The organism is Ewingella sp. C233 (genome assembly GCF_055407225.1).
The window spans coordinates 426,286-450,920 of sequence record NZ_JBUZRI010000002.1; the positions used below are offsets into that span (position 1 = coordinate 426,286).

Consider the following 24,635-nt stretch of genomic DNA (forward strand, 5'->3'; position numbering starts at 1 on the left):
CGCGAAAGCGGCCTTTTTTATTGCGCTGCCGCCTCGATATGTTCGATGCGCGACTGCATGGCCGGGTGCGTGCTCAGCCAGTCTGGCAGTCCGCTGCCCTGCTCATCTTTAGACTCCGCCACGAGCCGTCGGAACATGCCGGCCATCTGCGTCAGTGAACGCCCCTGATGTTTCATTTCGACAATCGCCCAGTCATCGGCCTCCTGCTCCATCCTGCGTGAAAACTGCAACTCGTTCGCCAGAGAAGCCGCCTGTAACAACGTGTCACCCACGCCGCTGACGTCGCCGGTCATCCACAGCAGGCTGAGCGAAACCAGCGAGGAACGCACCAGCATACGCATCGGATGCCGGTAAGCATGATGGGCCATTTCATGGAGCATCACCGCTGCCAGCGCGTCGCCGCCCGGCGCAAGCGCGACCAGCTTATCGCTAAGCACCAGCGTGCCGTCGGTCAGCATAAAAGCGTTGGCGACATCGGGGATGTTCATCAGTTTCAAAGTGACCGGCGTTCGGGCATCACGCAACGATTCAGGCAACACCTGCCGGAACAACACTTCGGTCCGCTTTTGCTGCGCCAAGGATAATTCCGTCGGTTTGAAATCGCTGGCCTGAAGTAACGTCATGGTATGACGACCCAGACTTTGTTCGACAGAGGTGGGTATGCGCAGCGCAATAGCATTGCTGGCCCACGGCAGTAAACCGTAGACGTAGAATACAATCAGCAGGCAGGTCACCAGCAGTGTAGCAATCACGCCGATTTTGTGACTTTCCATCCGGTGAACTAGACCGGGTTTGCGCCACTGCCGATACCAGTGGCGAAACGCCTTGTCATCGGCAGGCACAAAACGGCCGCCGTCAGGAAAAGTGAGAAACAGCGGAATGGTGCCAAGTGCACCGGACACTGCGATCTGAGACAAGGTGAACGTCTGCGTGACGTCCTGCGCAGTCAGCGCCAGGCATTGTTCATCGCCTAAAAAGAGACGGGCAGCCTCGCGAGCTGCCCGTCCGGGAGGCTGATAAAAGCCATCAAGCGTCATGCATTATATTCCGACGCCGAGATCAAACGCCTGCGCTACTTCTTCTGCCACTGCCGTATTGGCGGTGTCATGGTGCGCCTGCACGTTCAGCAGTGAGAGATCACCCTCAACCGCCGTACAGTTTGCGATGTAACGTGCGTAACGCACATGCGCCACCGGCGTCGCCAGACCCAGCGAGAAGATAACGATCAGCGAGTTGGTGAACAGCAGACCGAGATACGACAGGGTTTTCATCGATGAATGCAGCTGCACGTGGCCGTCAATTTTGGTCTGGTTAAAGACGTAATTACGGATTGCCACCACCTGATAACTGGCAACGATCAGCGCACCGACAAACAGAATCACCATCGACATAGAGAAGTTAAACAAATAACTCATCATGATGGCGTTAGTGGTGTCAGGGGAAATATCACCCAGCATGGCTATTTGATAAAGCGTGACAATGAATGAGCCCATTAACCAGAACGCCGCAGCCAGGAAAGGCACAAACATCAGCAGGCCAAGCAGGCTGTATTTAATGAAAGCCTTTTTCTTTAAGGCTGCCCGGAATGACGCATTGCCGAAGAACATATTATTCACGTACAAATCATGCTGCATGGTGCTGATAATGCCCTGCACCACCGCCACGCCTAATATCAGACCGACAACCACAATCAGCACGGCCAGCAGCATCACAGAGAGACTGCCGGTTTGCATGGCCACCATAACGATGATCGCCATCGGCAGATAGAGGGCCACCATCAGCAAAATCGGACACAGGTACATGGCCCAGTAAGCGCGGCCCACTTTGCAGTGATAGTTAAAACGCACGCCACGGAAGCTGGTCATAATGGCGTTATACCGCCAGCTGCGGATAATCACCCACGGCAGCAGCGCCAAAAATGCCAGTACAAACACCAGGGCTAATTGCGGCATGAGAGCCACCAGAATATAAAATACGATGATTCCGGCAACGACCAGCAGACGCCCTTTCAATATTTGCATCGGCTTCGCGTGGTAATCGAAACGATCGCCATTAATTTCTGTGTTACCCAGGAAATAACGACGACGCCTGACCGTCGCCCAGGCGGAGTAAATTCCTAACGTGATAATGGTCAGTAATGCGTTGACTAACCAAATCGCAAAATATTCTCCACCCTTGCCATGAAAACGAACTGGATGGTATGGCCCGTCAATTTTTTTATTATCAGACATTTTTTCTTTCGTCCTGAAAGCAATAAGAAGCCGTCTCGCTTAAAATAAGAGAGAGGATAAGTACCTAATGGAACGCTGAAGATTTAATCACGCACGTACACATTCAGGCAATGAGTTATTCACACTTTAGATGAAAAAGATTCTCATTACTCCACTAAAAACCTCAGGAAGTGCGTGCAGCGTTGCATCGGCGCGCCTTTAGATGGTATTAAGTCGGACTGATCCGTGTAACGCCAATACAAAACCGAGTGAGTAATATGTCTACCGCAACGCCCCTGAGTCTGCTGGTGCGCCCTATCCGTCCTGAAGATAATGCCGCCATTGCCAACGTGATCCGCCATGTGTCCGCTGAGTTCGGCCTGACTGCCGACAAGGGCTATACAGTGGCCGACCCCAATCTCGATCATTTATACGACATTTACAGCCAGCCACGCTGCGCCTATTGGGTCGTTGAGCTCGACGGACAGATCGCAGGCGGCGGTGGCGTAGCGCCTTTAAGCGGCGGAGAAGCAGATTTGTGCGAATTGCAGAAGATGTATTTTCTGCCTTCATTACGCGGCCAGGGTTTGGCCAAAAAACTGGCCTTGCAGGCGATGGAATTTGCCCGTACTCAGGCATTTGCGCGCTGCTATTTAGAAACAACCGCCAGCCTGACGCAGGCCATTGCTCTGTACGAGCGTCTGGGATTTGAGCATATCGATGGCGCACTCGGCAGTACCGGCCATACTGACTGTGAAGTCACTATGCTGAAATACCTCTAATTATCGGCTCGTTTAACCGCTGGCGCAGGAAGAAGAATGTTCACTTATAAAGAAATTTCGACGCTGAACGAACTGGAGTTGATGGTCTATAACACCATCATAAAAAATACGGATAAAGTGATGTATATGACTATCCGTGAACTCGCTGATGTCGCCGGAGTTTCTACTACCACCGTTTTGCGTTTCTGCAAAAAAATGAATTGTGACGGATATTCTGAATTCCGCATCCGTTTTAAACTACATCTTGAGCGCGATGAGATACCGCCGGTGTCATTTGGAATCAGCGAGATCATCAGTTATTTCAAAAGCATTAATAACCGTGAATTCGATGAACTATTAGATCTCGCCGCTGCGCAAATAGCGGCAACACGACGTATCATATTTGTTGGCATTGGCACTTCCGGCGCTCTGGGAAAATATAGCGCACGCTTCTTCTCCAATATCGGAAAATTCAGCACATATATTGACGATCCTTATTATCCGATTAACAGCGATATGTATCAGGATGCCATCGCGATTATTCTTTCTGTTTCCGGAGAAACCGAGGAAATTATCCGCATCGCCAGTCAGTTTAGCCTGCAAAACTGTAAAATTATCAGCCTGACTAACAGCGAGAGCTCCACGCTGGCACGCATGGCGGACCTCAACATCTCCTATCACATGCCACCCATCCTGCTTGAAGGCCACTATAATATTACGACACAGATCCCCGTTCTTTATATTATCGAAACAATTGGCAAAAAGTTACCGACGTTAATTACCTCCGGCATTGTTCCCCGCCCGAAATAAAACAGGGCGTTTTACACTTGTGACATCTACCAAATACCGTATTTTGTTATATCGTGACTTCATTTCTCCTTTTGTTACACTCCCGCCCGAAACCTAAAAAAATATTAATAATAATCTTACCTCTCAGTTCGAGTAATACACTGTACCTGGAGAATTATAATGGCGATTGATTACGCTCAGACTGCTCAAGCTATTTTGAAATACATCGGCGGCGATAATAATGTGATTAGCATCACACATTGCGCAACCCGATTACGTTTTATTTTAAAAGATAATAGCGTGGTCGAAAAAGAAGAATTAAAACGCGTCAAAGGCGTGATCACCGTTATTGAAGCCGGTGGCCAGATGCAGGTCGTGATCGGCAATCACGTGAGCGACGCATATAAGCAGGTGCTGAAACTGATTACCGTTGATGAAAATGCCCCGGTATCAGCGCCCAATGTCGGTATCGTCAGCCGCGTCATGGACGTCATCTCCAGCATTTTTACCCCCTTCCTTTATCAGCTCGCCGCCTGCGGTATTTTGCAGGGGATTATTTCTTTCCTCGCCGCAGTCGGGCTTATGGATGCCAACAGTGGCACCTACCGTATCCTTAACTTTGTTTCATGGACGGCATTTACCTTCCTGCCAGTGATGATCGCTTTCACCGCCGCGAAAAAATTCAACGTCAATCCTTTCACCGCGGTGATCACCGCCTGTGCGCTCATCAGCCCTGATTACATGAACATGCTGACGGCGTTCAAGATAACATCCATTAACTCAGCCGATCCGGCCATGCAGCAGTTGATGCGTGAAGCGGTGAATAACCCGGAAATTGCCCGCATCCTGACGGATGTCGTCGGCATTCCGATTGCCTCACCGACGCTCGATTTCCTCGGTATTCCTGTGAAATACCTGAGTTATACCGCTTCTGTTATCCCGGTCATTCTGATGGTCTGGGCGATGTCTTACATCGAACGTTTCTTCAATAAAGTGTTGCCAATCGTTATCCGTAACCTTTTCACGCCGATGTTTTGTATCGCGATTATGGTTCCGATGACGCTACTGGTCTTCGGCCCTGTTGGCAATCTGATTGGCGGCGCGATTGGTGGCGTTTATAACTATCTTTATCACCTCAGCCCGACGGTAGCCGGATTCGTCGTTGGTGCATTCTGGCAGCCGCTGGTTACGCTGGGCGTCCACTGGGGCATTACCCCCGTCACCGTCGGCAACTACGCGACTCTCGGCTATGACACCTTTACCGGTCTGCAGGCTTCAGCGGTCTTCGCGATGACCGGCAGCATGTTCGGCGTCTACCTGAAAACCCGCAGCCGCGAAATGAAAGGCATTTCTCTGTCCGCTGGCGTCACCGGTCTGTTCGGTATCACTGAACCCGCCATTTACGGTGTCGCCCTGCGTCTCAAAAAACCCTTCCTGTGCAGTTGCGTCGCGGGCGGTATCGGTGGTGCGATTGCCGGTTCCTTCAACGCGGTTTCATGGAGTTATTGCCTACCGGGCATTGCGGTTCTGCCGGTGTTCTTCAAAGAAGGCCACATGCCGCAGTTCCTCGGCTTCCTGCTGTCGATAAGCGTCGCGTTCGTACTCGCCGCTGTGTTCACCTATCTGGTGGGCTTCAACGATGAAGTAGAAGCAGCTCCGAAAGCCAGTGCAAAAAACCCAGAGACACCGGCACCACAGGCGCAGTTAAACCAGGTCTGAGTAACAGTATTTCAATGAGAGGGCGGACAGTTGTCCGCCCGTAGTGAGGGAGAATATGTATGAATAGTCAGCAATTACCGAAAGATTTCTTATGGGGCGGCGCCGTCGCGGCACATCAGGTCGAAGGCGGCTGGAATAAAGGCGGCAAAGGCGTGAGCATCGCCGATGTGCTGTCCGGCGGTTCGCACGGCGTGGATCGTGTGATGACCGATGGCGTGCTGGACGGTTACCGCTACCCAAACCATGAGGCGGTAGATTTCTATTCGCACTACAAGGAAGACATCGCGCTGTTCGCCGAGATGGGTTTCAAATGTTTCCGCACCTCGATCGCCTGGACGCGTATTTTCCCCAATGGTGATGAGTTGCAACCGAACGAAGCCGGCTTACAATTTTACGATGATATGTTCGATGAGCTGCTGAAGTATGGCATCGAACCGGTGATCACCCTGTCGCACTTCGAGATGCCCTATCATCTGGTGAAAGAGTATGGCGGCTGGAAAAACCGAAGAGTCGTCGATTTTTTTGTGAAATTCAGTGAAGTGGTGCTCGAGCGTTACAAGGGCAAAGTGAAGTACTGGATGACCTTTAACGAGATCAACAACCAGCGCAACTGGCAGTATCCGCTGTTTGGTTACTGCTGTTCCGGCGTGATATTTACCGAGCATGAAAACCCGGAAGAGACCATGTATCAGGTACTGCACCACCAGTTTGTGGCCAGCGCTAAAGTGGTAAAACTCGGTCACGCCATTAACCCTGACTTCCAGATTGGCTGCATGGTCGCCATGGTGCCACTCTATCCGTTTTCCTGTCACCCAGACGACGTGATGTACTCTGTGGAAGCCATGCGTGAGCGCTACCTGTTCGGCGACGTGCATATGCGCGGTTATTACCCGTCGTACATTTTGAATGAGTGGGAACGTCGCGGTTTTAACATCAAAATGGAAGAAGGTGATCTCGACGCTTTGCGCGAAGGCTGCGCCGACTATATGGGCCTGAGTTACTACATGAGCAACGCGGTATCTGCGCATAATCCAGGCGATGACAACGGCCTGTCTGGCTTTGCGGGCAGCGTACCCAATCCGCACGTTAAAGCCTCCGACTGGGGCTGGCAGATTGACCCTGTTGGTCTGCGTTACTCACTGAGCGTGCTGTATGAGCGTTATCAGAAACCGTTGTTCATTGTTGAAAACGGCTTCGGCGCCATCGACAAAGCAGCACCTGACGGAATGATCCATGATGAATACCGCATCGCCTATCTGAAAGCGCACATCGAACAGATGAAAAAAGCGGTGCTGGAAGACGGTGTGGATCTGATGGGCTATACCCCGTGGGGTTGTATCGACTGCGTGTCATTCACCACCGGCGAATACAGCAAACGCTATGGCTTCATCCACGTCGATAAAAACGATGATGGCACCGGCACGATGGCGCGGTCACGTAAGCAGAGTTTTGACTGGTATAAGAAGGTCATTGAAAGTAACGGGGAAGATATCTAAGCAAATATTGGCTGGGCTATTTTGCTTGCCATTTTGCGCCCGGGCAGTGCTCACAATCCTCACGTACTAAGTGTACGCTCCGGTTGTTGCGCGCTGGCCGGGCACAAACTGGCTGCGACAATTACGCCCTGAATAACCGTCTAAAAGGCGTTATCTAAAAGATTAATGACGTTTACCGTCATCATCTTCATCTAGGCCTTCTTCTTCTTCATCGCCTTCTTCGCCGTCTTCGCCGTCTTCGCCGTCTTCATCTTCGTCGTCGTCGTCGCCTTCGAAGTATGTACCCCAACCGTCGTAGTTGACGCCCTGAGCTTCGGCCAGGTTCATTAGCTGCTCAACCTGGGTGTCGATTTGTTCAGCATTCAGCGCAATTTCGCTGATCACGTCGCAGCACATCACGGTACTGCCATCTTCAACTTCCAGCTCTTCCGCGTCGGTCACTTCATAACCCAGTTTGAAAGCTTCGACCGCTGCTTTCTCCAGAACGTCGAAATTCTCTGAAGATAAGTGGTGTTCGATAGTGTAAAGCGCGTCAGGATCGCTGCCATCTTCCAGCAGTTCTTCGATGATTAAGCGGGTTTCTTCACGTTGTTCTTCCAGCAATTCACGATTTGCCATGCCTCAGTCCTCAATCAATGTGACGTATCTGGGCGCCATTTTCACACAGCCAAGGTTCTGCCTCCACTATAAATGACAAAGTTTTTACGCCGGGGTTGTAATTGCATATTCATACATATAAATTGAATTTATATTCACCATAAAATGCACAATACAATGCAAAAGCATCGGAGAGGAACATCATGAGTCTTTTGAGTAAACGTCATTTTCTCAGGTTACTGGATTTTACCCCGTCGGAAATTTTATCCCTTCTCAAACTCTCGGCTGAGCTTAAAGCTGCCAAGAAGAATGGCACGGAAAAAGCCCATCTGACGGGGAAAAACATCGCGCTCATCTTCGAAAAAGACTCGACCCGTACCCGATGCTCTTTCGAAGTTGCCGCTTATGATCAGGGTGCCAGAGTCACTTATCTCGGCCCGAGCGGCAGCCAGATCGGCCATAAAGAGTCGATGAAAGACACTGCACGCGTGCTGGGAAGAATGTATGACGGTATTCAGTATCGTGGTTTTGGCCAGGATAAGGCTGAAACGCTGGCTGAATTTTCCGGCGTGCCGGTCTGGAACGGCCTGACCAACGAATTTCACCCGACACAGCTGCTGGCCGACCTGCTGACCATGCAGGAGCAGTTACCGGGCCTCCCCCTTAAAGGCATGAAACTGGCCTATCTTGGCGACGCACGCAACAACATGGGCAACTCGCTGTTGGAAGCGGCGGCGTTGTGCGGTCTGGACTTACGCCTGGTCGCGCCGACGGCCTGCTGGCCGGATGCGGAGCTGGTTGAAACCTGCCAGCATCTGGCACGGGAGAACGGCGGTAACATCACCCTGACCGAAGATATTGCCAGCGGCGTGAAAGGGACCGACTTCCTTTACACCGACGTGTGGGTGTCGATGGGGGAGCCGAAAGAGACCTGGAAAGAACGCATCAGCTTACTGCGTGCTTATCAGGTTAACAGCGCCATGCTGGCGCTGACAGGCAACCCGCAGGTGAAATTCCTGCACTGCCTGCCCGCATTCCATGACGATCAGACCACGCTCGGCCGCCAGATGGCGCAGGAGTATGACCTGCACGGCGGCATGGAAGTCACCGACGAGGTGTTTGAATCCGCGAACAGCGTAGTATTTGATCAGGCTGAAAACCGCCTGCACACCATCAAAGCCGTGATGGTCGCCACGCTCGGTTCTGTTTGATTTTTCCACAGCCTGACGCAATCTTCAGCCCGCGTCAGGCCAGTTTTTCGCCCCACTTTTGCCCCGATGTTTTTACATAACATTGCAGTTTTTCCCTTCAGATGCGCGCCGGAAGGCCGATTTTTCAACTAACCTTTTAAGAAAGCACTCCTTCTTTTGCCGTCTTCAGGTGAAGGGGTAAGAAAAAAGGGCACCGTTATGAAATCTGTGAATTTGGAATACGTTCTGCGCCTGGAAAGTTTATTAAGCCGGATCTATCCCAGGGAACACATCGCCGACTTGCTGAAGAAAATCCTCCATCTGGCTGAGAAATGGAACTACGGCAAACACAGTACCGAGCAGTGGGTCGATGGCACTAACATCTACCTCATCACCTACGGCGATAACGTGACTCAGGGCGAACAGCCTCCGCTGGCAACACTTAACCACTTCGCGGACAAATACTTACGTGACATCATCAGTGATATTCACATCCTGCCGATGTACCCATACAGCTCAGATGACGGCTTCAGCGTGATTGATTACCGCCGCATCGACGAGAACCTCGGTGGCTGGCCCGATATCCACCAGCTCTCGACCCACTTCAACCTGATGTTTGACTGCGTGATCAACCACATCTCGCGCTCCAGCGACTGGATGAAAGGTTATCTGCATGACGAGCCGTACTACAAAGATTACTTTATCGACTCCAACCCGGCACTGGACTACAGCCGCGTAGTTCGCCCGCGCGCCTCGCCGCTGCTGACGCCCTTTATCAAAGCCGACGGCACCGAACTCTATCTGTGGACCACCTTCAGTGAAGATCAGGTGGATATCAACTTCAAGAATCCGCAGGTGTTGCTCGAAAGCATCGACGTGCTGTTGCAGTACGCCGCCAGCGGCGGGCAGTCGATTCGCCTTGATGCCATCGGCTACATCTGGAAGGAGGTCGGCACGCGCTCCATCCACATGCCACAGGCGCATAACATCATCAAAGTGTGGCGCACCATTCTGGATGAAGTGATCCCCGGTACGCGCTTGATCACCGAAACCAACGTGCCGCACCATGAAAACATCAGCTACTTTGGCGAAGGCGACGAAGCACACATGGTGTATCAGTTCCCGCTGCCACCGCTGACGCTGCACGCTTTTTTGCGCCAGGACACCACCACGCTTACCCAGTGGGCGCAAAGCCTGAATGCCGAAGCGCGCTACCCAAAAACGACCTATTTCAACTTCCTCGCCAGCCACGACGGTATCGGTCTGCGCCCGACGGAAACCTTCCTCGATGATGACGAACGCAAATACATGGCGCAGGAGACGCTGCGCAAAGAGGGCCGCGTCTCTTACAAAGACAATGGTGACGGTACGCATTCGCCGTATGAGCTGAATATTAATTTCCTCAGCGCACTGACTGAGCAGGAGGATGGCGTCGAACTCAAGGCGCGCAAATTCCTCGCCGCCCAGGCATTGCTGCTGTCGTTTATTGGCGTGCCGGCCATCTATATTCACAGCCTGCTGGGGAGTGAAAACGATCTCGATGGTATGCATCAGTCGGGGCTCAACCGCCGCATCAACCGTAAGAAACTCAAACTTGATGAACTGGAAGCGGAGCTGGAGAAAACCGACAGCCTGCGTGCCCTGGTGTTTAACGGCCTGAGTGATTTGATTAAACACCGCCGTGCGCACCCGGCGTTTTCACCGCAGGCGGGCCAGCGGGTATTTGATTTGGGGAAATCGCTGTTTGCGATGGAACGTTATGATCCGCAGACCGAAGACCGCATTACCTGTGTCTTCAATATCAGCGGCCAGTCTCAGGTAATGAAACTGGCCGTGGAAGGGAAAGATCTGATTGGTGGCGAAGCCTTTACCGGCCAGACGCGCTTACAGCCTTGGCAGGTGGTGTGGATTAAACACAAGCTGAAAGCCCCGGAACGGCTGGGCCGTCTGCGCCGCTGGCGGATGAAGATCTTTAAGCGTTAACCCGCATTTTAACCACCGCTTTGCGCACCATGCCTGGTTCGCCCACGGCGCACAGCGGTTTATGTACTTCGCCGGGGTAGAACACCACAAAGTCACCGGCGTGCATCACGATAGTTTTTTCCTGCTCACCGGCGGGTAAAAACGCGATGTCTTTGTCGGCCAGCCAGTCGGTATCGACTTTCCCGGCGGGCAGATTGCTGAACGTCATGCCTTCTGTACCACTGAGGACAATCTGGATATCCAGATACCGGGCATGAAACTCTGCCCGGCGCACAGACTGCGGCTCCGTGCTGTCATGGAAAACCATCACAAACATCTCTTCCCCACGCACTTCATGTTTACCTAAAGGGGTTTCAGCGGTGATGTTTTTCTTCACATATTCGATGGCGTCGCGCAGTGCTGCGGGCAGGTAAGGTACTAAATGCAGTTGATGAATATTTCCGGTTAACATGAACGTCCCTTGATATAAGTAAAATGAAATAGCATTTCAAAGTCGCACTATCATAAAGGAGTCCCCTGGCTGACTATGCGATCTGCGTAACATTTTCACCGGTACACCGGTTTTCGGCCAACCGTTTGCTTTCCCTGACCGGTTCGATTAAAACGGCAGCAAAAAAAGCGCCCCGTACCTCTTGCAGCCAGATTTTCTGCGCGTATAATGCGCGACAATTTGCCGGGAGAACCCATGAACATTCGACAGGTTTGCAGTGTACAAAAATACGCACAAAACGCCGTCCCAGAAGGCAGCCCGCTGCCGTTGTTCTTCCGTTGCATAACCGATCTGATGAAAGCCCCTTTTTAAAGGGGCTTTTTTTTGTCCAAAATTTGAGAATCGATAGTCCAAGCAGACAAGTAGAGGAGAGTGACAATGGCTAACCCGCTATACCAAAAACACATTATCTCAATCAACGATCTCAGCCGTGAAGAGCTGGAGCTGGTGCTCGACACCGCAGCCAGCCTGAAAGCCAATCCGCAGCCGGAACTGTTGAAACATAAAGTGATCGCCAGCTGTTTCTTTGAGGCCTCTACCCGCACACGCCTGTCGTTTGAAAGCTCAATGCACCGCCTCGGGGCTTCTGTGGTGGGTTTCGCTGATGGCTCGAATACGTCCCTTGGCAAAAAAGGTGAGACGCTGGCCGATACCATCTCGGTGATCAGCACCTACGTTGACGCCATCGTGATGCGCCACCCGCAGGAAGGTGCAGCGCGTCTGGCGACGGAGTTCTCGGGCGGTATTCCGGTGCTCAACGCCGGTGATGGTGCCAACCAGCACCCGACACAAACCCTGCTCGATCTGTTCACCATCCGTGAAACTCAGGGCCGCCTCGATAACATCAACATCGCCATGGTCGGTGACCTGAAATATGGCCGCACCGTTCACTCCCTGGCGCAGGCGCTGGCCAAATTTAAAGGCAACCGCTTCTACTTCATCGCTCCCGATGCGCTGGCTATGCCGGGCTACATCCTTTCCCTGCTCGAAGAGAAAGGTATTGAATACAGCCTGCATGAGAGCATCGATGACGTGGTGCCGGAACTGGATATTCTCTATATGACCCGCGTACAGAAAGAGCGTCTGGACCCGTCCGAGTACGCCAACGTCAAAGCCCAGTTTATTCTGCGCGCCGCCGATCTGGCCCAGGCTCAGCCACACCTGAAAGTGCTGCACCCGCTGCCGCGCGTGGATGAAATCACCACGGACGTCGATAAAACGCCATACGCCTGGTATTTCCAGCAGGCCGGCAACGGCATTTTTGCGCGCCAGGCCCTGCTGGCACTGGTTTTAAATGCCGATACCGCCCAATAAACTTGAGGAGAAAACAGTATGACTCACGACAATAAACTTCAGGTTGAAGCCATCAGATGCGGCACGGTGATTGACCATATTCCAGCCCAAATCGGCTTCAAATTACTGTCACTGTTTAAGCTGACCGAAACCGACCAGCGCATCACCATCGGCCTGAACCTGCCCTCCAATGAGCTGGGCCGTAAAGATTTGATCAAAATCGAGAATACGTTCCTGACCGAGCAGCAGGTTAACCAGCTGGCGGTCTACGCGCCAAACGCCACGGTTAACCGTATCGACGACTATGAAGTGGTGAAAAAACTCATGCCGACGCTGCCTGACCATATTGTAGGCGTACTCCGCTGCCCGAACAGCAACTGTATTAGCCGCTCCGAGCCCGTGGCATCGAGCTTTGCGGTGAAAAAGCGTCAGGGCGAAGTGCATCTTCAATGCAAATATTGTGAGAAAGAGTTTGAGCATCAGGTTGTGATGAATAACGACTGACGCGACAGGCGTAATGACTTTTGATGCGTGGCCTTTATACTGGCTCCCAGTTTTAAAATCCGACAACTCAAATCAGGAGACACTATGTCCCGCGAAATCAGCACTGAAAATGCACCAGCCGCCATCGGCCCTTATGTTCAGGGTGTGGATCTTGGCAGCATGATCATCACCTCCGGGCAGATCCCGGTGGATCCAAAAACCGGCACCGTAGCCGACGATATCGCCGCTCAGGCTCGCCAGTCACTGGAAAACGTCAAAGCGATCGTTGAAGCCGCCAACCTGAAAGTGTCAGACATCGTGAAAACCACCGTTTTCGTGAAAGATCTGAACGATTTCGCCACCGTTAACGCCACCTACGAAGCCTTCTTCACCGAGCACAATGCGCCGTTCCCTGCGCGTTCATGCGTTGAAGTTGCCCGTCTGCCAAAAGATGTGAAAATCGAAATCGAAGCCATCGCCGTACGTCGTTAATCGCGTCAGTGATGCACCAGACCAGCCTGCGGGCTGGTTTTTTTTGCCCTTTTTTCATGCAGTCCATCGCCTTCACGCCCCCGCACAGAGCAGACTTCCCCTTTTTACCCTGATTTTCCGCCGGTTTTGCACGATGGCACACTTTGTGCCTGATCCTTTGTGGATGAATAAATAAAACCTGAAGCCAGACCTGTCAATGAGGTGAATATGATCAACATCGACCTTTCCGATTCACCCTTTTTTGATGAAATGTTAATGGCGCAAGGGCAGCATCGCGGCCATTACCAGGCTTACTGGCAATGGTTACAGCAGGCCGATCAACAGGCCATCGAGCGCAAGAAAGAGGAAGCCGCGCTACTGTTCCATCGGGTGGGGATCACCTTTAATGTGTATGGCGAAGATGACGGGGCCGAACGGCTGATCCCTTTCGACAGCGTGCCGCGCATTATTCCTGCCAACGAGTGGAAGATGTTGGATCTGGGGATCCGCCAGCGCGTGCAGGCGCTGAATGCGTTTTTGCATGATATTTATCACGACCAGAAGATCCTCAAGGCCGGAATTGTTCCCGCTGAACAGGTGCTGGCGAATGACCAGTATCAGCCCTGCATGCAGGGTATTGACCTGCACCGCGACACCTACGCGCACATTGCCGGTACCGACATGGTGCGCGGCGGCGATGGCGAGTATTACGTCCTCGAGGACAACCTGCGTACGCCGTCGGGCGTCTCCTATATGCTGGAAAACCGCAAAATGATGATGCGGCTTTACCCGGAACTGTTCGCCGAACAGCGTATTGCGCCGGTTTCCCGCTACCCTTCCCATCTATTACAAACCCTGCGCGAAAGCACGCCGGTCAATGACCCTACCGTGGTTGTGCTGACACCGGGACGCTTTAACAGCGCCTATTTTGAGCACAGTTTCCTCGCTCAGCAGATGGGGGTCGAACTGGTCGAGAGCGTCGACTTGTACGTCAAAGATGGTGCGGTGTTTATGCGTACCACTTCAGGCCCGTGCAAGGTCGACGTGATTTACCGCCGACTCGATGACGCCTTCCTCGACCCGCTGGCCTTCCGCGCCGACTCTATGCTCGGCGTACCGGGGCTGCTGTCGGTCTATCGCGCTGGTGGCGTGGTATTAGCCAATGCTATTGGCACCGGCGTGGCCGATGACAAATCCATCTACCCTTATGTGCCGGAGATGATCCGCTTTTATCTGGCCGAAGATCCTATTCTCAATAACGTGCCCACCTGGCAATGCCGCGATGAAAAAGCCCTGTCGTTCGTGCTGGCTAATCTGGAAAAGATGGTGGTGAAAGAGGTTCACGGCGCAGGCGGTTACGGCATGCTGATCGGCCCGACCGCCAGCAAAGCGGAGATCGCCCGCTTCCGCGACCTGCTGAAAGCGCGCCCGGAAAACTACATTGCGCAAGAGACGCTGGCGCTCTCCACCTGCCCGACATTCGTTGGCAGCGGTCTGGCACCGCGTCACATTGACCTGCGGCCATTCGCACTGACCGGTGCGGAGATCCGCTTGGTTCCCGGCGGACTCACCCGCGTGGCGCTGGAGGAGGGATCACTGGTGGTCAACTCGTCGCAGGGCGGCGGGACCAAAGATACCTGGGTATTAGAGGATGAACGGGTTGAGCAAAACAGCGTGGAGGACGACCTATGTTAAGCAGAACCGCCAGCGAACTTTACTGGATGTCGCGTTATCTGGAACGCGCTGAGAACATTGCCCGCCTGCTCGATGTAACCAACAAGCTGTCGATGATGTCGATCCGCGACACCACGCAATTGCACGACGACCAGAATGACCTGATGGTACCGCTGATGCTAACCGGCACACAGACGCTGTTTAGCGAGCACTATCCGCAGGTCACTATGGGGAATCTGCTTAACTTTTTCGCGCTGGATAACATCAACCACAGCAGTATTTTCAGCTGTCTGCAGATGGCGTGGAATAACGCGCATGCGGTGCGCGGCAGTCTGTCGTCGGAAGTGTGGGAGAGTATTAACGCCTCGTGGATTGAGATGAAACTGATCCGCCGTCAGGGGGTGGCGTCCGTCGGTGCTGATGCTTTTTTCGACTGGGTCAAAGAGCGTTCACACCTGTTTCGTGGAGCAATGTTTGGCACCCTGCTGCGCAGCGATGCGCTGAATTTTATCCGGCTCGGCACCATGCTTGAACGCGCTGACAGCACTGCACGCTTGCTGGACGCCACTCACCAGCTGCTCGAAGCCGATAACGACCCGGTGCGCGAATATTACCGGATGGATACCCTGCTGCGCGCCGTCAGCGCCCGCGAGGCGTTCCATACACTGTACAAACAGCAGATCAGCCGCGAGTCGATTTCAGAACTGCTGATCCTGCGCCGCGAACTGCCGCGATCTCTGCTGGCTTGTGTGGAGATCATGGCCGAACAGCTTGAACTCATTGGCACCACCACCGGCAATTTGCCACGTCGTCTGGTGCATACCCTGCATGCTGAGCTGCGTTTCACCACGCTGGAAGAAATTCTGGCAGAAGGCCTGAGCGATTGGCTGACGCAATTCCTCGGCAAGACCAGCGCCATTGCAGAGAGCATCCATCAAACTTATCTGGAGGCACAATAATGAAACTGAACGTCAGTCATCAGACGCATTACACCTATGCGCAGCTGGTCAAACGCAGCACGCAATATCTGCGCCTGACCCCGCAGGATTCGAGCCATCAGAAGATTTTGTCCTGGGATTTAACCCTGCCGGAGTACGCTACCCGCACGCTTGATGCCTATGGAAACGTGCTGCACGTGCTGACGCTGGATCAGCCGCATCAGGCGATCACTATCGAGGCCAATGGCGTAGTGGAAATCGAAGATAACGTGGAAGACGACCATTGCGGGCATTTATCACCGCTGGTCTTTTTGCGCACCAGCCCGCTGACCCACGCCGACGGCGCAATCCGTGACTTTGCCAGCCGCTACTACCGTGCGCAGGCTCAGCACGAAAGTTTGTGCACGCTGATGGGCGAACTGCTGCTGAAAATGCCCTACAGCCCCGGCACCACCACGGTCAAAGACAGCGCGTCGCAGGCGTTTTCTGCACAACAAGGCGTCTGTCAGGATCATACCCATGTGTTTCTGGCCTGCTGCCGCAGCCTGAGCATTCCCGCACGCTACGTCAGCGGTTATCTCTACAGCGAGGACTCCACGCATGTCGCCATGCACGCGTGGGCTGAGGCCTGGCTGGACGGGCGCTGGCAGAGTTTCGACGTGACGAACAATACCAGCCAGCCCAATCAGCATTTGAAACTGGCTATTGGTATCGATTATCTTGATGCATGCCCGGTTCGCGGCATCCGGTTAGGCGGAGGATGCGAAGATATGCACACCGTCGCGGCGGTTCACATGCTCGATATCCCCCAACAATAGGAATTTTTTCTATGACTTACTGTGTGGCCATGCGCTTGTCCTCTGGCCTGGTTTTTGTCTCGGACTCGCGCACCAACGCCGGGGTGGATCACATCTCCACCTTCCGTAAACTGCATGTTTTTCATCAAAGCGATGAGCGGATGCTGGTGATTCAGAGTGCAGGGAATCTGGCGACCACACAGAGCATTATCAGCCTGCTGCACCGCCGCTGCCTGGACCCTGAGCGTGAGAATTTGCTTAACGTGGCGTCAATGTATGATGCCGCCAGCCTGCTTGGTGAGACGGTGCGTGAAGTGATTGCCCGCGATAGCGGCGCCAATCAGGGCGGGATGACGGATTTCAGCTGTAACCTGCTTCTTGGCGGCCAGATTCAGGGAGAAGGGTTACGACTGTTTCATGTTTACCCGCAGGGGAATTTCATTGAAGCGACGCATGACACGCCCTATTTTCAGGTGGGTGAAAGCAAGTACGGCAAGCCGATTATTGACCGCGTACTGACCTACAACACGCCGCTGGAACAGGCCATGCAGTGCGCGCTGATCTCGATGGACTCCACCCTGCGCAGTAACCTGTCGGTGGGTTTACCACTGGATGTGATGATCTATCCGACCGACAGCTACAGCAGCGCCCAGGAGCACCGCATCACAGAAGAACACCCCTATTTCGATATGATCCGCAAAGGCTGGGGCGAAGGTTTGCTGAGTATTTTCGGCCAGTTGCCGCCACTGAAACTGGATTAGGCATCCTGCCAGATCACCGTTTCTTCTCCACGGCGAACGGATCAATACCCTGTCGTTGCAGCTGGCGGAAACGCAGGATGTTGTAGCCGTTCATCAGCAGGAAACTGCCTTCAATCAGCGAACCGCCTATCGAACCAAGCCAGATATTGTGGATCACCCAGCAGCAGGTGGAGCACCACATAATGCATCGAGTCGTCAGGCCGCTGGTACGAAAAAGTGCCCAAGTACTGACGACAGTACCGACGACCGGCAACAACTCCATCAGGTGTTTAGCTTTGCCTATGCCGAAGATCAGCGTCAGGGCGATAAAGACCACCATCACCCACTGGTTGCGTGTTTTCAGGGAAATCAGGGTACGGACGGCGTTGAGCAAAGCGCTCATACCAGCCGGATTCGCTCCCATCAGGAGAAAGTGAACGCCGATAATGGCGCTGTAGGCAGAGAGTTGTTGTTTAAAACGGCGGTCATTGCGATTGAAGAACATCGTGATGCCGACAAAGAAAGCCAGCACGCCAACGCCCTGCGCAAACCAGAAATAGTGCGCGTTCCAGAAGTTACTCATGTGCGAAACAGTCATCATTGACATCATCATCCACAGTCCGTCAGGAGAAACTCTGCGGCGCTCCATCCACTGAAACGCCGCTTCACCTCGGGCTAACTATCAACTACTACAATGTGACTCCGCTTTTAAAAATCGCCAACTCGCGGAAATCATTCAGTTCGTTCTTCGACAGCTTACCGTCAGCGATACCCACAATCAGATCGACAAATTCGGTAAGCAAATCATCCATCGACACACCATGAATCAGCTTTCCGGCGTCAAAATCAATCCAATGCGGTTTTTTCGCCGCCAGTTCGCTGTTGGTCGCCAGTTTCACCGTCGGCACAAAACCGCCGTACGGCGTACCGCGCCCGGTGCTGAACAGCACCATGTGACAACCGGCTCCGGCCAGCGCGCTGGTCGCCACCGCGTCATTGCCCGGTGCGCTCAGCAGGTTCAGGCCGTGACGGGTAAGGCGCTCGCCGTACTTGAGTACATCCACCACGGGGCTTTGACCGGCTTTCTGAGTACAACCGAGGGATTTCTCCTCCAGTGTGGTGATCCCGCCCGCCTTGTTTCCCGGCGACGGATTCTCATAAATCGGTTGTTTATGTTCAATGAAATACTGCTTGAAATCGTTGACCATGTGGACGGTTTTGTCGAAGGTCGCTTCATCGCGGCAGCGGCTCATTAAGATGCGCTCAGCACCGAACATCTCTGGCACTTCGGTCAGCACGGAGGTGCCGCCGTTAGCGATCACATAGTCGGAAAAACGCCCGAGCAGCGGATTCGCCGTGATCCCCGACAGACCGTCAGACCCGCCACATTCGAGGCCAAACTTCAGCTCGCTGAGTTTTCCCGGTACCCGCTGGTCGTTACGCATGGCGGCGTAAAGCTCACGCAGACGTTCCAGCCCGGCTTCCACTTCGTCATCAAATTTTTGCAGGGTCATAAAGCGCACACGCTCGTCGTCCACGTCGCCCAGCGTGTCACGGAAAACATCCACCTGATTATTTTCACAACCCAGGCCAATCACCAGCACCGCGCCGGCATTCGGGTGGCGTACCATGTTTTGCAACATAGTGCGGGTATTGATGTGGTCATCACCCAGCTGTGAGCAACCGAACGGATGGGTAAACAGATAGACGCCGTCAGTGCCTTCCGCCTGATGGGTTTCTTTCAGAAAGCGTTGCTGAATCTGTTTCGCAATCCCGTTGACGCACCCGACCGTCGGGATCAGCCACAGTTCGTTGCGGATCCCCACCAGACCGTTTTTACGGCGATAAACCTGCACGTCCCGGTCGGCCATTTGCGGCGGAAGTTCGACGAATTCTGGCTGGTACTGATACTGGTCCAGATCGCTGAGATTGGTTTTGGCATTCTGCGAATGGATATGCTCGCCAATGGCGATATCCTTCAGCGTATGGCCGATAGGCAGGCCATATTTGACGATGTTCTGCCCGGCCGCGATAGTTTTTATCGCGAACTTATGACCACGCACCACTTCTTGCAGCAAAGTGACGCCTGCTTCCGTAGCCTCACCGGAGGCCAGATCCTGCAACGCGACGGCGACGTTATCTGCGGGATGAATCTGTATGATACTTTGCATAATCAACCTCTTAACTGTAAACCGCGAGGGCATCGCGCATGCCATGGTCCTGGATTGCCTGTAGCTGCTCTGTCACTTTTTCACCGAGCCCCGGCACGGTATTGAGGTCCGAACCCCAGTGCTGTTCATCAGCCAGAACGGTTTCCACCAGTTTGCTCAGGGGAAGCTCTTCGCGGCGCACCTCGCTCCACAACGTGGAAAACAGGCTCAGCCACGGCACGTCATCCTGCAACGGGAAGATTTCGCCGTTACGCTCACCGCGATAAAACGCCAGTAAAGCGGCCAGCGCAAACGTCAGACGCGGCGGCAACAGGCCGTTTTTCTGCTGGCTGGCCAGCAGCTGCGGCAAAATACGGGTACGGAATTTCGTCATGCCATTCAGGGCAATCGACAGCAACTGATGCTGAATGAACGGATTGCGGAAACGGCTTAACACCGCCTGCGCAAATGAGGTCAGCTCGTCTTGCGGCAAATTGAGCACCGGTGAGATCTCTTCAGCGATGATCAGTTCAACAAAGCGGCTGATTTGCGGGTCATTCATCGCTTCGCCTACGGTATTCAGCCCGGCGAGAAACGCCACCGGCACCAGCGCGGTATGCGCACCGTTGAGGATCGCCACTTTTCGTTCTTTGTAGGGCTTGATGTCATCGACCAGACGGATATTCAGCGGGAACTGGTCCAGACGCAGCTCCTGCGCCAGACTTTGCGGCCCCTGAATCACGAACAGATAGAAGTGCTCGGCGCTGTCAAAAAAGCTGTCCTGATAGCCCAGTTCTGCCTGAAGGCTCTCCACTTCGCTGCGCGGATAGCCGGTCACAATGCGGTCCACCAGCGTCGAACAGAAGGTGTTATGGCTGAGCAACCACTGTCTGAAGGCCGGCGCCAATGCCCACTCGGTGGCATAACGCAGTACCAGTTCCAACAGTTTTTCGCCGTTATAATCAATCAGCTCACACGGCAGCAGCACCCAGCCTTTGTCAGCAGCGCCGTCGAAATGTGTAAAGCGCTCGAATAATAAACGGGTGAGTTTGGCCGGGAAACTGGACGGTGGCGCATCGTCAAAACGGTCACCCTGCGCGTAGCTGATACCCGCTTCGGTAGTGTTCGAAAACACAAAACGTATATTCGGGTCACGGGCGAGTGCCAGATAGTCATCGAACCGGTGATAAATATTGATTTCGCGGTTAACCGAGCGGATGACGCGGGTGTCGCGTACACGCTCACCCTGCTCATTCAGGCCACTGATGATCGTGGTGTACAGGCCGTCCTGCTCATTGAGCGACGGCGGAAAGTCGCTGTCGATCGGGCGAACGATCACGATACCGGCATTCAGGTCGGTATGCTCATTCAGCAGGTCAATCTGCCAGTCGACAAAAGCACGCAGGAAATTGCCTTCGCCAAACTGGATAATTTTGTCGGGGAAATGGCGTCCGGGAAAGTCACGACGGTTTAACCTTGGCATCTCATACTCACCTTAAATTTACGCAAACGCCGGTCTTTGAGGGCGGTTTATGCCCATCACCGTCGTGTTCAGAAGAAAGAGTCGATCGGATAGGAATGCTGTTTTCATCACGCCGGGCGCGGCAGAAAGCACCCGGCGGGTCAGGCTCAGTTCAGCTCAATACCGAAATAATCTTTCGCATTATCAAAACAGATATTTTTGACCATGCTGCCGAGCAGGGCCATGTCGTTCGGCGCTTCGCCGTCTTCCACCCAGCGGCCAATCATCTGGCACAGGATGCGACGGAAATATTCATGACGCGTATACGACAGGAAGCTGCGGCTGTCAGTAAGCATCCCAACGAAGCGGCTCAGCAGGCCAAGATTAGCGAGCTGCGTCATCTGGCGCTGCATGCCATCTTTCTGATCGTTAAACCACCAGCCGGAACCAAACTGCATTTTCCCCGGCATCCCTTCACCCTGGAAGTTACCCACCATGGTGCCGATCACTTCGTTATCACGCGGATTCAGGCAGTAAAGAATGGTCTTCGGCAACCCACCGGCCAGCCCCTGCGCACCGAGCAGTTTTGACAGCGGTTCAGCCAGCGGCTGGTCGTTGATCGAGTCAAAACCTACGTCGGCGCCAATCAGCTGGAACATGCGGGTGTTGTTATTACGCAGCGCACCAATGTGATACTGCTGCACCCATTCACGGCGTTGATATTCAGAAGCCAGATACAGCAACACGCCAGTTTTGAACTGGGCGATTTCGTCTTTGTTTGGCATCGTGCCGCTCAGGCGACGGGATAAAATACCATCCAGCGTCGCGTCGTCCGCTTCGCCATACACCACCACATCCAGCGCATGGTCAGAGACTTTGCAGCCGTGCGCCGCAAAGTGATCCAGACGCTTATTCAGTGCATCGCGCAGATCGCTGAAGCGGGTAATGGACACATCGGCGGCCACTTCCAGTTTCTTCATGTAATCAGTGAAGCTATCGGCTTCAATATTAAACGCCTTATCCGGGCGCCAGCTCGGCAGCACTTTGACGTCAAAACTGCCGTCCTGTGCCACAGCCTTATGGTGTTCAAGGGAGTCGATCGGGTCATCGGTCGTACCGACCATTTTCACGTTCATCTGCTTCATGATACCGCGCGCGCTGAAGCTTTTTTGGGCCAGCAATTCATTGCCACGCTCCCAAATTTCCGACGCTGTCGTCGGTGACAGCAATTTGCCGGTAATACCAAACGGGCGGCGGAGTTCCAAATGCGTCCAGATATAGAGCGGGTTACCGATGGTGTGAGGAACGGTGGCGGCCCAGGCATCAAACTTTTCACGATCAGTGGCATCGCCGGTACACATACGTTCCGGTACACCGTTGGTGCGCATCGCACGCCATTTGTAGTGATCGCCTTTCAGCCAGATGTCATACAGATTTTTAAACTGGTAGTCCTGCGCGATCTGTTCAGGCGGCAGGTGACAGTGGTAGTCAAAAATCGGCTGGTCTTTCGCGTAGTCATGATACAGGCGACGTGCGACTTCAGTGTCGAGCAGGAAATCTTCAGTTAAAAACTGCGCCATCTTAGGTTCCTCACCTTGAGTTCAATTCTGAGTTATCTCTCAATGGTGCGAAGTTATCACACCAATTATAGTCATCGTCCAGCACTATTTAATGGAAAGAACAGGCCGAATATTGTTAGCCCGATCACATAAAAATCGTTATCACATTGAATTTAATGATATTCGTCAAATTTCTGTGCTGCTAACTATTATCCACACATTCTAAATGTGGTTTTGTGATGTCATTCAAATTTTAAATCTGTATGACAAGTTATCTTTAGCTCGCCCGAACAAGAGCATCAGTGACGACCTGCCACATCACTGACGCTTTTGTCCGGGACATGGGGATAACAAAAACAGGGTAGTCAAATAACGTACTCATCAGCAGCACAACCAGAAGCCCGCCCTACGCGGCGTGCTCAGTGTGCCGCGGCCGCCAACGCGCAGCCAATACCGGATTATTTACTGGGAGAGAGTTAAATGGGTAAGATCAAAGGGTTACGCTGGTACATGATCGCACTGGTCACAGTCGGTACTGTATTAGGCTATTTAACACGTAACGCCATAGCCGCTGCGGCACCAACGCTGATGAGCCAACTCCACATCAGCACACAGCAATATTCCTATATTATTGCCGCCTATTCCGCCTGCTATACCATTATGCAGCCGGTTGCCGGTTATGTGCTGGACGTTCTGGGAACCAAAGTCGGTTATGCCATGTTCGCCGTCATGTGGGCCATCTTCTGTATGGCGACCGCGCTGGCAAGCAGCTGGGGTGGCCTGGCCATTGCCCGCGGTGCCGTCGGCATGGCAGAAGCTGCGATGATCCCTGCGGGCCTGAAAGCCACCAGCGAATGGTTCCCGGCCAAAGAACGTTCTATTGCCGTGGGCTACTTTAACGTCGGGTCTTCTATCGGCGGGATGATTGCGCCACCGTTGGTTGTCTGGTGCATCATTATGCACAGTTGGCAACTCGCCTTCGTCATTACCGGCGCCCTGAGCATGATCTGGGCTGTCTGCTGGTTAGTCTTCTATAAACATCCGAAAGATCAGAAGAAACTCAGCGAACCTGAACGTGAATATATTCTTGGTGGTCAGGAAGCTCAGCACCAAACCAGCAATGCGAAGAAGATGTCTGCCTGGCAAATCCTGCGTAACCGTCAGTTCTGGGGCATCGCGTTGCCGCGCTTCCTGGCAGAACCGGCCTGGGGCACATTCAACGCCTGGATCCCACTGTTTATGTTTAAAGCCTACGGCTTTGACCTGAAACACATCGCGATGTTCGCCTGGATGCCAATGCTTTTCGCTGACCTCGGTTGTATCGTCGGCGGCTATCTGCCACCGCTGTTCCAGAAATATTTCAAAGTAAACCTGATCGTTTCGCGCAAACTGGTGGTGACCATGGGCGCCGTCCTGATGATAGGCCCCGGCATGATTGGTCTGTTCGCCAGCCCTTATGCGGCAATTGCCCTGCTGTGCGTGGGTGGTTTTGCGCACCAGTCGCTCTCTGGCGCGTTGATCACGCTCTCTTCCGACGTATTTGGACGTAACGAAGTCGCCACAGCCAACGGACTCACCGGCATGGCCGCATGGACTGCCAGTACCCTGTTTGCTCTGGTGGTCGGTGCACTGGCTGACACACTGGGCTTCAGCCCGCTGTTTGCTGCACTGTCAGTGTTTGATCTGTTGGGTGCCATTGTTATCTGGACCGTTCTGCAAAACCGCTCAGCGGTCGAGCCTGACCCCCAGCCTCTGCACACCGCGAAAGCCTGACAACAAGGTTTAGCCCGGGAAACAGTCCGGGCTTTTTCGTTTTAACAGCCCGGTTATGTC

22 protein-coding genes are annotated in these 24,635 nt (G+C 53.4%); 14 read left to right on the forward strand and 8 right to left on the reverse strand.

The features are described from left to right. Window positions 1-17: 17 nt before the first annotated feature. Window positions 18-1,037, reverse strand: a complete 1,020-nt coding sequence (locus ACZRKO_RS14345) for a M48 family metallopeptidase (protein WP_463737918.1) — start codon at window positions 1,035-1,037, stop codon at window positions 18-20. Between the two features lie 3 nt (window positions 1,038-1,040). Beyond that, a complete protein-coding gene (locus tag ACZRKO_RS14350) occupies window positions 1,041-2,231 on the reverse strand; it encodes a YjgN family protein (protein ID WP_463737919.1) in 1,191 nt (396 codons plus the stop codon). Window positions 2,232-2,488: 257 nt separating this feature from the next. Between ACZRKO_RS14350 and ACZRKO_RS14355 the strand changes: the two genes are divergently transcribed. The 4 genes from ACZRKO_RS14355 (at window position 2,489) to ACZRKO_RS14370 (ending at window position 6,975) form a co-directional block, all read left to right on the forward strand. Further along, entirely contained in the window at window positions 2,489-2,992 is a 504-nt protein-coding gene (locus ACZRKO_RS14355; RefSeq protein WP_463737920.1) for a GNAT family N-acetyltransferase, read from the forward strand. A gap of 36 nt (window positions 2,993-3,028) precedes the next feature. Then, window positions 3,029-3,781, forward strand: a complete 753-nt coding sequence (locus tag ACZRKO_RS14360; RefSeq protein WP_463737921.1) for a MurR/RpiR family transcriptional regulator — start codon at window positions 3,029-3,031, stop codon at window positions 3,779-3,781. Between the two features lie 159 nt (window positions 3,782-3,940). After that, window positions 3,941-5,479, forward strand: a complete 1,539-nt coding sequence (locus tag ACZRKO_RS14365; RefSeq protein WP_463737922.1) for a PTS transporter subunit EIIC — start codon at window positions 3,941-3,943, stop codon at window positions 5,477-5,479. A 59-nt stretch (window positions 5,480-5,538) separates the two neighbouring features. Continuing rightward, the gene (locus tag ACZRKO_RS14370) at window positions 5,539-6,975 is read left to right on the forward strand and encodes a 6-phospho-beta-glucosidase (protein ID WP_463737923.1); all 1,437 of its coding nucleotides are present in this window, start codon (window positions 5,539-5,541) and stop codon (window positions 6,973-6,975) included. A 162-nt stretch (window positions 6,976-7,137) separates the two neighbouring features. Here the strand turns inward: ACZRKO_RS14370 and rraB are convergent, their stop codons facing one another. Further along, window positions 7,138-7,593, reverse strand: coding sequence for a ribonuclease E inhibitor RraB (gene rraB, locus ACZRKO_RS14375; RefSeq protein WP_463737924.1), 456 nt, complete (start codon window positions 7,591-7,593; stop codon window positions 7,138-7,140). Window positions 7,594-7,775: 182 nt separating this feature from the next. On the opposite strand from rraB, the gene argF reads away from it, so the two are divergent. Continuing rightward, a complete protein-coding gene (gene argF / locus ACZRKO_RS14380; protein WP_463737925.1) occupies window positions 7,776-8,783 on the forward strand; it encodes an ornithine carbamoyltransferase in 1,008 nt (335 codons plus the stop codon). Window positions 8,784-8,981: 198 nt separating this feature from the next. After that, window positions 8,982-10,745, forward strand: coding sequence for a sugar phosphorylase (locus ACZRKO_RS14385; RefSeq protein WP_463737926.1), 1,764 nt, complete (start codon window positions 8,982-8,984; stop codon window positions 10,743-10,745). Here the strand turns inward: ACZRKO_RS14385 and ACZRKO_RS14390 are convergent. Then, window positions 10,735-11,196 carry a NanQ anomerase/TabA/YiaL family protein gene (locus ACZRKO_RS14390; RefSeq protein ID WP_463737927.1) on the reverse strand — a complete coding sequence of 154 codons (462 nt, stop codon included), beginning with the start codon at window positions 11,194-11,196 and terminating at the stop codon, window positions 10,735-10,737. The genes ACZRKO_RS14385 and ACZRKO_RS14390 overlap by 11 nt on opposite strands. A 417-nt stretch (window positions 11,197-11,613) precedes the next feature. Here ACZRKO_RS14390 and pyrB point away from each other — a divergent pair, with 417 nt between their 5' ends. From pyrB to ACZRKO_RS14425, 7 genes are all read left to right on the forward strand, one after another. After that, entirely contained in the window at window positions 11,614-12,549 is a 936-nt protein-coding gene (pyrB, locus tag ACZRKO_RS14395) for an aspartate carbamoyltransferase (protein ID WP_463737928.1), read from the forward strand. 18 nt (window positions 12,550-12,567) lie between these two features. Then, the gene (gene pyrI, locus ACZRKO_RS14400; protein ID WP_463737929.1) at window positions 12,568-13,032 is read left to right on the forward strand and encodes an aspartate carbamoyltransferase regulatory subunit; all 465 of its coding nucleotides are present in this window, start codon (window positions 12,568-12,570) and stop codon (window positions 13,030-13,032) included. A gap of 84 nt (window positions 13,033-13,116) precedes the next feature. Continuing rightward, a complete protein-coding gene (gene ridA / locus ACZRKO_RS14405) occupies window positions 13,117-13,503 on the forward strand; it encodes a 2-iminobutanoate/2-iminopropanoate deaminase (protein WP_188475385.1) in 387 nt (128 codons plus the stop codon). Window positions 13,504-13,710: 207 nt separating this feature from the next. After that, window positions 13,711-15,177 (forward strand): circularly permuted type 2 ATP-grasp protein, encoded by a 1,467-nt coding sequence (locus tag ACZRKO_RS14410; RefSeq protein WP_463737930.1) that lies wholly within the window; start codon window positions 13,711-13,713, stop codon window positions 15,175-15,177. Then, window positions 15,171-16,115 carry an alpha-E domain-containing protein gene (locus ACZRKO_RS14415; RefSeq protein ID WP_463737931.1) on the forward strand — a complete coding sequence of 315 codons (945 nt, stop codon included), beginning with the start codon at window positions 15,171-15,173 and terminating at the stop codon, window positions 16,113-16,115. The genes ACZRKO_RS14410 and ACZRKO_RS14415 overlap by 7 nt, the downstream gene beginning before the upstream one ends. Then, window positions 16,115-16,912, forward strand: a complete 798-nt coding sequence (locus ACZRKO_RS14420) for a transglutaminase family protein (protein WP_463737932.1) — start codon at window positions 16,115-16,117, stop codon at window positions 16,910-16,912. Before ACZRKO_RS14415 ends, ACZRKO_RS14420 begins: the two co-directional genes overlap by 1 nt. Window positions 16,913-16,923: 11 nt before the next feature. Beyond that, window positions 16,924-17,652 (forward strand): proteasome-type protease, encoded by a 729-nt coding sequence (locus ACZRKO_RS14425; RefSeq protein WP_463737933.1) that lies wholly within the window; start codon window positions 16,924-16,926, stop codon window positions 17,650-17,652. Between the two features lie 13 nt (window positions 17,653-17,665). On the opposite strand, the gene ACZRKO_RS14430 is transcribed toward ACZRKO_RS14425, so the two are convergent. The 4 genes from ACZRKO_RS14430 to uxaC all read right to left on the reverse strand — a co-directional run bounded on the left by ACZRKO_RS14430 (window position 17,666) and on the right by uxaC (window position 22,823). Then, complete coding sequence (locus ACZRKO_RS14430; protein ID WP_463737934.1) at window positions 17,666-18,232, reverse strand: YgjV family protein; 567 nt, start codon at window positions 18,230-18,232, stop codon at window positions 17,666-17,668. An 88-nt stretch (window positions 18,233-18,320) separates the two neighbouring features. Continuing rightward, window positions 18,321-19,802, reverse strand: coding sequence for a UxaA family hydrolase (locus ACZRKO_RS14435; protein ID WP_463737935.1), 1,482 nt, complete (start codon window positions 19,800-19,802; stop codon window positions 18,321-18,323). 10 nt (window positions 19,803-19,812) lie between these two features. After that, a complete protein-coding gene (locus ACZRKO_RS14440) occupies window positions 19,813-21,264 on the reverse strand; it encodes a tagaturonate reductase (protein ID WP_463737936.1) in 1,452 nt (483 codons plus the stop codon). 146 nt (window positions 21,265-21,410) lie between these two features. Further along, on the reverse strand, window positions 21,411-22,823 hold the full coding sequence (uxaC, locus tag ACZRKO_RS14445) for a glucuronate isomerase (RefSeq protein ID WP_463737937.1): 1,413 nt from the start codon (window positions 22,821-22,823) through the stop codon (window positions 21,411-21,413). Window positions 22,824-23,282: 459 nt separating this feature from the next. Between uxaC and ACZRKO_RS14450 the strand changes: the two genes are divergently transcribed. Next, a complete protein-coding gene (locus ACZRKO_RS14450; protein ID WP_463737938.1) occupies window positions 23,283-24,575 on the forward strand; it encodes an MFS transporter in 1,293 nt (430 codons plus the stop codon). The last annotated feature ends 60 nt before the right edge of the window (window positions 24,576-24,635 follow it).

Bases quoted from the DNA above. Each gene is read 5' to 3' on its own strand.
- ACZRKO_RS14345 (WP_463737918.1), bottom strand. From the start codon at position 1,037: ATGACGCTTGATGGCTTTTATCAGCCTCCCGGACGGGCAGCTCGCGAG.
- ACZRKO_RS14350 (WP_463737919.1), bottom strand. From the start codon at position 2,231: ATGTCTGATAATAAAAAAATTGACGGGCCATACCATCCAGTTCGTTTT.
- ACZRKO_RS14355 (WP_463737920.1), top strand. From the start codon at position 2,489: ATGTCTACCGCAACGCCCCTGAGTCTGCTGGTGCGCCCTATCCGTCCT.
- ACZRKO_RS14360 (WP_463737921.1), top strand. From the start codon at position 3,029: ATGTTCACTTATAAAGAAATTTCGACGCTGAACGAACTGGAGTTGATG.
- ACZRKO_RS14365 (WP_463737922.1), top strand. From the start codon at position 3,941: ATGGCGATTGATTACGCTCAGACTGCTCAAGCTATTTTGAAATACATC.
- ACZRKO_RS14370 (WP_463737923.1), top strand. From the start codon at position 5,539: ATGAATAGTCAGCAATTACCGAAAGATTTCTTATGGGGCGGCGCCGTC.
- rraB (WP_463737924.1), bottom strand. From the start codon at position 7,593: ATGGCAAATCGTGAATTGCTGGAAGAACAACGTGAAGAAACCCGCTTA.
- argF (WP_463737925.1), top strand. From the start codon at position 7,776: ATGAGTCTTTTGAGTAAACGTCATTTTCTCAGGTTACTGGATTTTACC.
- ACZRKO_RS14385 (WP_463737926.1), top strand. From the start codon at position 8,982: ATGAAATCTGTGAATTTGGAATACGTTCTGCGCCTGGAAAGTTTATTA.
- ACZRKO_RS14390 (WP_463737927.1), bottom strand. From the start codon at position 11,196: ATGTTAACCGGAAATATTCATCAACTGCATTTAGTACCTTACCTGCCC.
- pyrB (WP_463737928.1), top strand. From the start codon at position 11,614: ATGGCTAACCCGCTATACCAAAAACACATTATCTCAATCAACGATCTC.
- pyrI (WP_463737929.1), top strand. From the start codon at position 12,568: ATGACTCACGACAATAAACTTCAGGTTGAAGCCATCAGATGCGGCACG.
- ridA (WP_188475385.1), top strand. From the start codon at position 13,117: ATGTCCCGCGAAATCAGCACTGAAAATGCACCAGCCGCCATCGGCCCT.
- ACZRKO_RS14410 (WP_463737930.1), top strand. From the start codon at position 13,711: ATGATCAACATCGACCTTTCCGATTCACCCTTTTTTGATGAAATGTTA.
- ACZRKO_RS14415 (WP_463737931.1), top strand. From the start codon at position 15,171: ATGTTAAGCAGAACCGCCAGCGAACTTTACTGGATGTCGCGTTATCTG.
- ACZRKO_RS14420 (WP_463737932.1), top strand. From the start codon at position 16,115: ATGAAACTGAACGTCAGTCATCAGACGCATTACACCTATGCGCAGCTG.
- ACZRKO_RS14425 (WP_463737933.1), top strand. From the start codon at position 16,924: ATGACTTACTGTGTGGCCATGCGCTTGTCCTCTGGCCTGGTTTTTGTC.
- ACZRKO_RS14430 (WP_463737934.1), bottom strand. From the start codon at position 18,232: ATGATGACTGTTTCGCACATGAGTAACTTCTGGAACGCGCACTATTTC.
- ACZRKO_RS14435 (WP_463737935.1), bottom strand. From the start codon at position 19,802: ATGCAAAGTATCATACAGATTCATCCCGCAGATAACGTCGCCGTCGCG.
- ACZRKO_RS14440 (WP_463737936.1), bottom strand. From the start codon at position 21,264: ATGCCAAGGTTAAACCGTCGTGACTTTCCCGGACGCCATTTCCCCGAC.
- uxaC (WP_463737937.1), bottom strand. From the start codon at position 22,823: ATGGCGCAGTTTTTAACTGAAGATTTCCTGCTCGACACTGAAGTCGCA.
- ACZRKO_RS14450 (WP_463737938.1), top strand. From the start codon at position 23,283: ATGGGTAAGATCAAAGGGTTACGCTGGTACATGATCGCACTGGTCACA.